Source organism: Streptomyces sp. NRRL WC-3626 (genome assembly GCF_000718785.1).
Taxonomy (GTDB): Bacteria; Actinomycetota; Actinomycetes; order Streptomycetales; family Streptomycetaceae; genus Streptomyces; species Streptomyces edwardsiae.
The window spans coordinates 185,791-195,941 of the sequence record NZ_JOCA01000012.1; the positions used below are offsets into that span (position 1 = coordinate 185,791).

General features: G+C 70.3%; 10 protein-coding genes and 1 rRNA gene. 2 read left to right on the forward strand and 9 right to left on the reverse strand.

Annotation, left to right across the window (positions count from 1 at the left end; genetic code table 11):
- The first annotated feature begins 574 nt into the window (after window positions 1-574).
- Together IF28_RS0120345 and IF28_RS0120350 are read left to right on the forward strand one after the other, a co-directional pair.
- Window positions 575-1,423: an ECF subfamily RNA polymerase sigma factor, BldN family gene (locus IF28_RS0120345; protein WP_030222270.1), complete on the forward strand. Its 849-nt coding sequence runs from the start codon at window positions 575-577 to the stop codon at window positions 1,421-1,423.
- 272 nt (window positions 1,424-1,695) lie between these two features.
- Complete coding sequence (locus IF28_RS0120350) at window positions 1,696-2,925, forward strand: DUF5667 domain-containing protein (protein WP_030222273.1); 1,230 nt, start codon at window positions 1,696-1,698, stop codon at window positions 2,923-2,925.
- 153 nt (window positions 2,926-3,078) lie between these two features.
- On the opposite strand, the gene IF28_RS0120355 is transcribed toward IF28_RS0120350, so the two are convergent.
- The 9 genes from IF28_RS0120355 to rrf all read right to left on the reverse strand — a co-directional run.
- Window positions 3,079-4,155, reverse strand: a complete 1,077-nt coding sequence (locus IF28_RS0120355) for a lysophospholipid acyltransferase family protein (RefSeq protein ID WP_030222275.1) — start codon at window positions 4,153-4,155, stop codon at window positions 3,079-3,081.
- The gene (locus tag IF28_RS0120360; RefSeq protein WP_030222277.1) at window positions 4,152-5,231 is read right to left on the reverse strand and encodes an NAD-dependent epimerase/dehydratase family protein; all 1,080 of its coding nucleotides are present in this window, start codon (window positions 5,229-5,231) and stop codon (window positions 4,152-4,154) included. The genes IF28_RS0120355 and IF28_RS0120360 overlap by 4 nt, the downstream gene beginning before the upstream one ends.
- A gap of 205 nt (window positions 5,232-5,436) precedes the next feature.
- Window positions 5,437-5,535, reverse strand: a complete 99-nt coding sequence (locus IF28_RS37915; RefSeq protein ID WP_003948845.1) for a 30S ribosomal protein bS22 — start codon at window positions 5,533-5,535, stop codon at window positions 5,437-5,439.
- A gap of 154 nt (window positions 5,536-5,689) precedes the next feature.
- The gene (locus IF28_RS0120370; RefSeq protein WP_004984898.1) at window positions 5,690-5,902 is read right to left on the reverse strand and encodes a helix-turn-helix domain-containing protein; all 213 of its coding nucleotides are present in this window, start codon (window positions 5,900-5,902) and stop codon (window positions 5,690-5,692) included.
- A gap of 129 nt (window positions 5,903-6,031) precedes the next feature.
- Window positions 6,032-6,847, reverse strand: coding sequence for a phosphatase (locus IF28_RS0120375; RefSeq protein ID WP_030222279.1), 816 nt, complete (start codon window positions 6,845-6,847; stop codon window positions 6,032-6,034).
- 88 nt (window positions 6,848-6,935) lie between these two features.
- A complete protein-coding gene (locus IF28_RS0120380; RefSeq protein ID WP_030222280.1) occupies window positions 6,936-8,108 on the reverse strand; it encodes an acetoin utilization protein AcuC in 1,173 nt (390 codons plus the stop codon).
- The gene (locus IF28_RS0120385) at window positions 8,059-9,288 is read right to left on the reverse strand and encodes an MFS transporter (protein WP_030222282.1); all 1,230 of its coding nucleotides are present in this window, start codon (window positions 9,286-9,288) and stop codon (window positions 8,059-8,061) included. Before IF28_RS0120385 ends, IF28_RS0120380 begins: the two co-directional genes overlap by 50 nt.
- Before the next feature lie 60 nt (window positions 9,289-9,348).
- Window positions 9,349-10,005 carry an HAD family hydrolase gene (locus IF28_RS0120390; protein WP_030222284.1) on the reverse strand — a complete coding sequence of 219 codons (657 nt, stop codon included), beginning with the start codon at window positions 10,003-10,005 and terminating at the stop codon, window positions 9,349-9,351.
- 61 nt (window positions 10,006-10,066) lie between these two features.
- Window positions 10,067-10,151 (reverse strand): 5S ribosomal RNA (gene rrf / locus IF28_RS37095); the annotation flags it as partial.

Consider the following 10,151-nt stretch of genomic DNA (forward strand, 5'->3'; position numbering starts at 1 on the left):
GGGCAGTCGTGCCGCTGGGGCGGCACGGGTGGGCGCGACGGCACCCCGCAAGCGCCGGGCCGCGCGAACACCCCCCGCTCCACCCCAACACCGGGCACCTGCCCAACCCCTCCGCACGGGTGGGCGCGACGGCACCCCGCAAGCGCCGGGCTGCGCAAACACCCCCGCCCAGCCCTCACCCCGGGCCACCGGTCAACGCCCCCACCCCGGGCCACCGGCCAACACCCCCGGCCCGACCCCGGCGACAGAACCGGCCAACCGGTCAACACCCGCCCAATCCAACTCCCCCACCCCGCAACCCCCCTGTCCTGCACAGTTGGCTGAACACGGCCACAACCCGCCCCACCCCACCTCCATTCACGACCATTTCCGTTCACCAACCGATCAGCACCCCACCCCCAACCCACCACCAACCCGTACCGAAACAGACGGAACCGACGATTTAAGCAACTCGGTGTAGCGGCACCTGCACGAAGCGTTATTCTCCTCAGACGCATTCCGGACCCCACCCATCATCACCACGGGTGAAAGGTCCCCCACTGCACGTGATGGAAGCTCTGCCTCTGGGAGTCCCGTGTACCCACACGTCGGGGTTGACGCCTCGGGCCTGGCTAAGCTGCGCGCGACAGTCGCGACAGCCCGAGACCTGCTGCGCGGCATCGCCCCCGCCGCGCACACGGTCCCCGCGTTCGCCACCGCCCCCGCCGCCGGCCCGTGTTACGCCCTCGCCGACGGCAGCGCCGCGTTCGGCGGCCGTGGGCGCCACGCCACCCACCCCACAACCCCCGCCGCGGCCAGAGGAGCCGCCGTCAGGGGAACCGCCGCACGGACGACCTCCGGCACCCCCGCCGCCCGGCGCCCCGCCGCGGACAGCGACAGCGCCCGCATGATGGACCTCGTCGAGCGCGCCCAGGCCGGCGAGGCCGAAGCCTTCGGACGGCTGTACGACCAGTACAGCGACACGGTGTACCGCTTCATCTACTACCGCGTCGGCGGCAAGGCCACCGCGGAGGACCTCACCAGCGAGACGTTCCTGCGGGCACTACGCCGCATCGGCACCTTCACCTGGCAGGGCCGCGACTTCGGCGCCTGGCTGGTGACCATCGCCCGCAACCTCGTCGCGGACCACTTCAAGTCCAGCCGCTTCCGCCTCGAGGTCACCACCGGCGAGATGCTCGACGCCAACGAGGTCGAGCGCTCCCCCGAGGATTCCGTTCTCGAGTCCCTGTCCAACGCCGCCCTCCTCGATGCCGTACGACGACTCAACCCCCAACAGCAGGAGTGCGTCACGCTCCGATTCCTCCAGGGTCTGTCCGTCGCCGAGACCGCCCGCGTCATGGGCAAGAACGAGGGCGCGATCAAGACCCTCCAGTACCGCGCCGTACGCACCCTCGCCCGCCTCCTCCCGGACGACGCCCGCTGACCCGACCAGCCACCCACCACCCACCACCCGCCCGCCGACCGGAACACGCTCCGCGACATCCAACTCACGGTACGTGAAACCCGGTTGGCTTCCTCATTCGGTCATCCCATGTCCGTAACCCAAGTGCCGCGCCACTCGTTGTGCGGGATACAGGCTCCCTGTGGTCACCCCCTGACCGACTTCGATCACTCGATCGTGTGGCCGTGGTCAGGGCGGGGAACCCTCAGGACCCCCTGGGGAGTCGACCGTGATGACGAGAGGAGGTGCCGCCAGTGATCGCGAACGTATCGGCGCACCGGCGGGCGAACGCCTTCGCCCAGGCCCTGGAGGAGCAGTCCGACCAGGGTTCGGCGGCCGAGCAGTCCGAAGAACCGGCGCCGGCCCCGGCCGGCGCCGCCCAGGCGGAGCAGACACAGCTGCTCGCGCTGACCTCGGACCTCGGCGCGCTGCCCAAACCGGAACTGGACCCCGAGGTCAAGGTCGTCCAGCGGGCCCAGCTGGTGGCCGCGTTCGAGGCCATGCTCCAGGAGGGCACCGCGGCGGGCGGGGCGACGGATCAGTCCGTACGGGAACAGCGCTCGCGCAGAGGCGCCCACCGGGCGACCCCGCTGGGCAGACTGCGACCACGATCAAGGCTGGCCAAGGGGCTCACGGCGGGCGGACTCACCCTCGGTGTCGCCGCCGGCGCCCTCGGCGGAGTCGCCGCCGCGAGCTCCGACGCCCTGCCCGGCGATTCGCTGTACGGCCTCAAGCGCGGCATCGAGGACGTCAAGCTCGGCCTCGCCGACGGAAACGACGAGCGCGGCCGGGTCTACCTCGACCACGCCTCCACCCGGCTCGGCGAAGCCCGCCGGCTGATGGAGCGCGACCGCAGCGGCCCCCTCGACCACGAGTCGCTCGGCGAGGTCCGCCGCGCCCTCTCCGGCATGCGGCACGACGCCGCCGAGGGCCACCGGCTGCTGCGCGAGGCGTACGAGCGCGACCCGAAGTCCCTGGGCCCCATGCAGGCGCTCTCCTCCTTCTCCCGGTCCCACCGGCAGGCCTGGGGCACCCTGCGCGACCGGCTGCCCGTGCAGCTGGGGGATGTGAGTCAGCAGGTCACGTCGGTGTTCGACGCCATAGACGAAGACGTCGCCCCCCTACGGTCCCTGCTCCCCGAGCCCTCCACCGGCAAGGGCGACGACGGCACCCGGCGGCGCGACTCCGAGCCGACGCCCGGCACCCCGTCCGGCGCGGCCTCCGAACAGTCCCCCGGCACGGACACCTCGGGCGAGAACAGCACGGGCCCGTCCGCTTCCACCGCCCCCGACCGCGAGGACGACAGCCTGCTGGGCGGCAACACGGGCGGCCTGTTCGATCCCCCCAGGCAGAACGACACGGCAACGACCCCTCCGCCGCCCACAGACAACCTCACCCCGCCCCCGGCCCCCGACATCACCCTCCCGCCCCTCCTCCCCGGCCTGCTCCCCGGCCTGGGAATCGAAGCGGAGGACACGGAGTAGCGCGGGAAACAGCAGTTCCCCGCGCCTCCGCAACGCCGTGAGGTACGGCGCCCCAAAGGGGCGCGGGGAACCACGCGACAAGCCCCCACCGGCCCGCACCCACCACACCCAGCGCACCCCACCGCGGAGCCCGGAGTTGGTTGAGGCGCAGCCTCAAAAGAACACCGACCGCCGCTGCACCAGCAATTTGTACAGCGTGTGCTGAATCTGCTCCCGAACCTGATCCGTCAGATTGAACATCAGCATCGGATCATCCGCCGCCTCCACCGGATACCCGTCCGTCGCGATCGGCTCACCGAACTGAATCGTCCACTTCGTCGGCAACGGGATCGCCCCCAACGGCCCCAGCCAAGGAAACGTGGGCGTCAACGGGAAGTACGGAAACCCCAGCACCCGCGCCAGCGTCTTCGCGTTGCCGATCATCGGATAGATCTCCTCCGCCCCCACGATCGAGCACGGAATGATCGGCGCGCCCTGCCGCAACGCGGTCGAGACGAACCCGCCCCGCCCGAACCGCTGCAACTTGTACCGCTCGCTGAACGGCTTCCCGATGCCCTTGAACCCCTCCGGCATCACGCCCACCAACTCCCCCTGCGCGAGCAGCCGTTCGGCGTCCTCCGCACAGGCCAGGGTGTGCCCGAGCTTACGGGCGAGCTCGTTGACCACCGGCAGCATGAACACCAGGTCCGCCGCGAGCAGCCGCAGATGCCGGTCGGCCGGATGATGGTCGTGGACGGCGACCTGCATCATCAGCCCGTCCACCGGCACCGTCCCGGAGTGGTTGGCGACGATCAGCGCACCGCCCTCCGCCGGAATGTTCTCGATGCCCTTCACCTCGACCCGGAAGTACTTCTCGTACATCGGGCGCAGCAGCGACATCAGGACCTGGTCGGTGAGCTCCTCGTCGTAACCGAAGTCGTCGACGTCGTACTCCCCGGTGAGCCGGCGGCGCAGAAACGCCAGCCCGCTCGCGACGCGCCGCTCCAGACCACCGGAGCCGTCGCCGGCGCTGACCTCGACCTGCTCCTGGGCCTGCTCGTCCGCACCGCTCACCGGATCATCCTCCGGCACGGACGCCACTCCCGGCAGTGGCTGGACCTCCCCGACCGCCGCGGGCTGCCCGGTGCCCTGGCGCCGGCTCCCCGCACCCCGGCGGCGCGAGGGGCGCTGCGCGGCACCCCCGCGAGAGCGGTGGTCGTCGTCGAACGGAATGACCTTGGCGTCCGTCATCGTTGCAACGCTCCTCGGTTGGCGCTCTGCGTCGGGAGGTGAGAGCCGCCCGGCACGGGCAGCGCGGCGATCCGGTCGACGGCCCTCGCGACCGTCTCCGGCGGAAGCAGTCCGGGGCCACGGCTGCGCACGAAGTCCGCAAACGTTTCAGCAGTCGAGTACTTCGGGGTGAAGCCCAGCGTCTCCCGCATCTGGTCCGTCGACACCACCCGTCCGTGCGTCAGCAGCCGGATCTGTTCGGGCGAGAAGTCCGTCATCCCCAGCGTACGCACCAGCGAGCCCGCCCAGGTGACCGCGGGAAGCAGCAGCGGCACCGTGGGCCGGCCCAGCCTCCGCGCACACTGCGACAGCAGCAGAACGCCGTCACCGGCGATGTTGAACGTGCCGCTGTTGAGCGTGGAACGCCTCGGTTCGTGCGAGCCGATCCGCAGCACCTCGATGACGTCGTCCTCGTGCACGAACTGCAGCCGCGGGTCGTAGCCGAACACGGTCGGCAGCACCGGCAGCGAGAAGTACGAGGCGAGCGGGCTGTCCGCGGCCGGGCCCAGGATGTTGGCGAACCGCAGCACGCACACGGCGACATCCGGACGACGGCGCGCGAAGCCGCGCACATAGCCCTCGACCTCGACGGTGTCCTTCGCGAAGCCGCCGCTCGGCAGCGACTTGGGCGGGGTCGTCTCGGTGAAGACCGCGGGGTCGCGGGGCGCCGAACCGTAGACGTTGGTACTGGACTTCACCACCAGCCGCCGGATGTTCGGCGACTTCTGGCAGGCACCGAGGAGCTGCATGGTGCCGATGACGTTGGTCTCCTTGAGCGTGGCCCGGCTGCCACTGCCCAGCGGTGTGCCGGTCACGTCGAGGTGGACGACCGTGTCGGCGCCCGCCTCCGCGAGCACCCGCGCGATGCCGGGCTGCCGGATGTCCGCCTGGACGAACTCGGCGCCGCCCAGATGATGCCCGGGCGGGACCGCGTCCACGGCGACGACCCGGTCCACCTCGGGATCCCGCAGAATCCGCCGGACGAAACGGCCGCCCAGCGGACGGGCCACCCCGGTCACGAGCACGACCTTTCCCAAGATCAGCGCCTTCCTCTCGCCCTGCCCCCGACGGCCAACCTAGCGGGTCGCCGTAGCTCTGTGGTGTCGACCGGATACTTGAAGTGATGACATCCCCGGGACGTACGAATGCCGGACGCACCCATGAGATCGCGGACATACGAATGACAGCAGCCCCCCACCGGTGTGCGGTGGGGGGCCACTGGACACGCTCTCGCGCTGTCGCTTACTTCTTGTTGCGACGCTGGACGCGCGTGCGCTTGAGCAGCTTGCGGTGCTTCTTCTTGGCCATCCGCTTGCGCCGCTTCTTGATAACAGAGCCCACGACTACCCTCGCTCACTTCTCATCACTCGGTGTTTGGGCGCCATGGGCCCACACGACCTACGAGGGGCTAGCCTACCCGCCCGAGCGCTGAGACCGTAATCGAGGTGACCGGGGAGGCCCCTGAGTGCCCGATGAAGGCCTCCCCGGATCGCCGTCAGGCGGTTTCCACCCCCACGTAACTCTCGCGGAGGTACTCGTGAACCGCTTGCTCCGGGACGCGGAAGGACCGCCCCACCCGGATCGCGGGCAGATGACCACTGTGCACCAGCCGGTACACGGTCATCTTCGACACTCGCATCACCGAGGCGACTTCCGCCACGGTAAGGAACTGAACCTCGTTCAGAGGCCTTTCGCCAGCTGCAGCCATGACACACCTGAACCTTCCGCACTCGACGGCCACCGGCTTCCCCTTCCGGTGACTCTTCGTCGCTGCGTGCTCACTCCCCAATGTAGGGGCGGGTGATGCGAGTGGGGAAGAGGTGCACCCATCGGCGGCCTACTGTGACAGACACGCTCGATTGAGTACGTAGCGGGTCAGCGGCAGGTAGTAATCGGACCGCACACCGTCATCAAGTGGAACGACGAGTGCGACGAGCCCCTCGGCCTCACCGACGAACGGCGCGGGGTCGTTCACATCGGCCGTCCCGATGGCCTCGAACCCCAGCTGACCTGCACCGCAGACCCAGCCATGGTCTCCGATCACCAATTCCGGAAGCGGCCCGCCGGCATCCGCCGCCGCGGCGAGCGCGGTCCGAACCGGGAGGGGGGAGTGCGTGTGTGCGCCCGGCTCACAACCGGGGCGTTCCGCGGTCGCGCTCCGGACGAGCCCGACTCCCCGGACGTAGTCGAGGTTGCGGGTACGTAGACCGAACCGGGTCGTTATGTCGACAGAGCGACCCTGCGCGGGGGTGAGGACGGCACATCCCGCCGCCGACAAGGCGTCTGCCAGAGCGACGTAGAAGCCGAGCATCCGGTGCGGATGTCCGGTGCCGAGCAGCACCGGCCCGCCACGCTCCGCGACGACCGCCAGCCGCTCCGCGAACGCGTCCAGGGCGGTCAGGGTCCGCTCGGGGTCGATCACATCATGGCCGAAGGTGCGCGCGGGGTCGTCCAGAACCCCGCATCTCTCCGACATCAGAGCGAGCAACTCCCGCTCGCCCCATACCCGTTCGGGGTCCAGTCCGATCAGCAGGCGCGGATCCCGCGCGGCGAACAGCCGATAGCTCCGCAGGCTCTCCTCCCGCGTGGTGCCCACGACCCCGGCGAGCCGGGCGGTGAGAAGATGCGCGCGAAGCTCGGCGGTGGTCTGCACGGAAGCGATGGTCCGGGATACGGGGCCGGGGCGGGCCGGAAACGGCGGGACATCGCACGGTCGGCGTAACGGAACATCCGTACGGCCGTCAGGGCAGCAGCCCCCGCAGCGGGAAGGCCGCCCGCCGAGCCGCCAGGATCGCCTGGTCCAGCCGGTCCGCCGGGTCGTACCCCTCGTCCCACCCGGCCCACGACACCGGCCACCGCCCGTCCGTCATCCGCCGCGGCGCCGGCAGCCGGGTCCGGGCGTACACCTCCTGCCGCCAGCCCTCCGGGATCATCGTCGTCGGGTCCACCGGCCGTTCGGCCGCGATCCCCACCAGATGCGTCCAGGACCGCGGCACCACCTCCACCACCGCGTAACCGCCGCCGCCGAGGGCCACCCAGCGGCCGTCGGCGTACTCGTGCGCCAGCTCGTGGCACGCCACCTGTACCGCCCGCTGCGCGTCCAGCGACACCGCCAGATGGGCCAGCGGATCCTCGAAGTGCGTATCGGCACCGTGCTGCGTCACCAGTACCTGCGGCCGGAAGTCCGCGATCAGCTCCGGTACGACGGAGTGGAACGCCCGCAGCCACCCGGCGTCGCCGGTCCCGGCCGGCAGGGCGACATTCACCGCGCCGCCCTCGGCACCGGCCGCACCCGTCTCCTCGGGCCATCCCGTCTGCGGGAACAACGTCCGCGGATGCTCGTGCAGGGAGATCGTCAGCACCCGCGGGTCCTCCCAGAACGCCGCCTGCACCCCGTCCCCGTGATGCACGTCGACGTCGATGTACGCGACCCGTTCGGCGCCCAGCTCCAGCAGCCGCGCGATGGCCAGCGCGGCGTCGTTGTACACACAGAACCCGGAGGCCGCACCCGGCATGGCGTGATGCAGCCCGCCCGCGAAGTTCACCGCGTGCGGCGTCTCCCCACGCCATACGGCCTCCGCCGCGCCCACCGACTGCCCCGCGATCAGCGCGGACACCTCGTGCATCCCGGCGAACGCCGGATCGTCCACCGTACCCAGCCCGTACGACTGGTCCGCCGACGCCGGGTCGGCCGACGCGGCCCGCACCGCCTCGATGTAGTCCTCCCGGTGGACGAGCCGCAGCGTCGACTCGCCGGCCGCCTTCGCGGCGACCACCTCCACCTCACGGTCGAGCCCGAGGGCACCCACCAGGCTCCGGGTCAGCGCCAGCCGGACCGGGTCCATCGGATGGTCCCGACCGAAGTCATAGCCCGTTACCGCCTCGTCCCACATCAGCTGTGCGCGCCCGCTCATGCCCGCCACCGTATCGGTCCGGTTGATCCACGAACGACTTGGCGTACACCAGTGTCACCAGCACCAACACCATCGGCACCAGCATCGCCCCGCGATAGCTCCAGGCGTCACCCAGCGCCCCCACCAACGGCGAACCGATCAGAAAGCCCACATAATTGAAGACATTGAGCCGCGCCACGGCAGCGTCCGAGGCCCCCGGACGCCCGCTCTCGTGGGCCCGCCGCCCGGCCGCCGCGAAGGTCTGCGGCACCAGCACACACAGCCCGAGCCCCAGCAGCGTGAACCCCAGCATCCCCACCCACGCACCGGACGCCCCCGCCACCACGGCGAACCCCACCGCCGCCACCAGCGCCCCCGCCCGCACCACCGCCACGGCACCGAAGCGCCGCACCCCGACATCCCCGATCGCCCGCCCCAGCAGCGTGGTGACCATATAGACGTTGTACGGGACGGTCGCCAGCTGCTCCGAACTCCCCAGCACGTCCTGGAGGTACTTGGCACTCCAGTTGGACACCGTCGAGTCCCCGATGTACGCCACCGTCATGACCAGACACAGCGGCAACAGCCACTTGAGACCGCCGCCCGCGCCCTTCCCGGTCTCCTGCGTGTCCTCCTCGGCCGCGGGACCGTCGACGTACCACCGGCTCCCGACCAGCGCGGCCGGCAACAGCAGCAGCACCACCGGGAGATACGACACCCACAGCGCCAGCTCCCCATGGGCCCCCACCCACGCGAGCGACGCCCCGACGATCCCGCCCGCGCTGTAGGCGGCATGGAAACTCAGCATGATGCTGCGCCCGTACGTCCGCTGGAGACTCACCCCGAGCATGTTCATCGAGGCGTCCAGCACGCCGACGGCCAGCCCGAACGCGGCCAGAGCCACGCCGAGCACCGCCATCCGCTCCCCCGCCCCCACACCGAGCAGGGCCAGCAGCACGACCGGCTGCGACCACCGCAGCAACCGGCTCGGCGGTATCCGCTTGACCAGCCGCTCCGTCGTGACGCTTCCGATGCCCGCCAGGATCGGCACGGCGGCGAGGAAGGCCGGCAGCAGCGCGTCGGACACCCCGTACCGGTCCTGGATGGCGGGAATCCGCGTCACGAGCAGAGCAAAGGCGACGCCCTGCACCAGGAAGCTGAAGGCCAGTGAGGCCCTGCCGCGCCGCAGCACATCAGTCATGGCGGCGAGCGTAGGGCGCGGGGGTACCGGTGGGTAGATCCAGTCAAAGATGAATTGGATTCAGCTTCGAGGCGGTGAGAGCAGGGCGGCCAGCTCCCGCATGTCCCCGAAGAGCCGTGCGGCCGCGCCCAGTTTCCCGGCGGGCGTCATCGCGGTGAACCCGTACACGTCCATTCCGGCCGCGACCGCCGCCTGGACGCCCAGCGGACTGTCCTCGACGACGAGGCACCGCTCGGGTGTCACGCCCATGCGTGCGGCCGCGTACAGGAACAGGTCCGGGGCCGGCTTGCCCCGGCCCACGTCCTGCGAGCTGAAGACGCGCTCGTCGTCGAACCACCGGTCGAGCCCCGTGGTGCGGTGCCCGACCCGGATCCGCTCATGGCTCCCGGACGACGCCACGCAGTACGGCATCCCGTCGGCGGCCAGCTTCTCGAGTACGTCCGTGGCGCCGACGACCGGCTTCAGCTCCCGCTCGAACGCGGCGAAGACCCGGGAGTGGAACACGTCGTCGAAGTCCGCCGGCAACCGCCGACCGGTCCTCTCCTCCACGAGGTCGTGCACACGGTGCATGGCGGAGCCCATGTAGTCCCGAATGGAGTCGTCGTACGACGTCGGGTGCCCGAGCTCGGTGAGATAGGCGGCCAGGAGCCGGTTGGAGATCGGCTCACTGTCGACGAGCACACCGTCGTTGTCGAAGATGACGAGGTCATAGCGCATGCCTCGACCCTAAACGCAGAAAACCCCGCACCGTAATGGTGCGGGGTTTTCTACAATGATTGTTCGGCGGCGTCCTACTCTCCCACAGGGTCCCCCCTGCAGTACCATCGGCGCTGTAAGGCTTAGCTTCCGGGTTCGGAATGTAA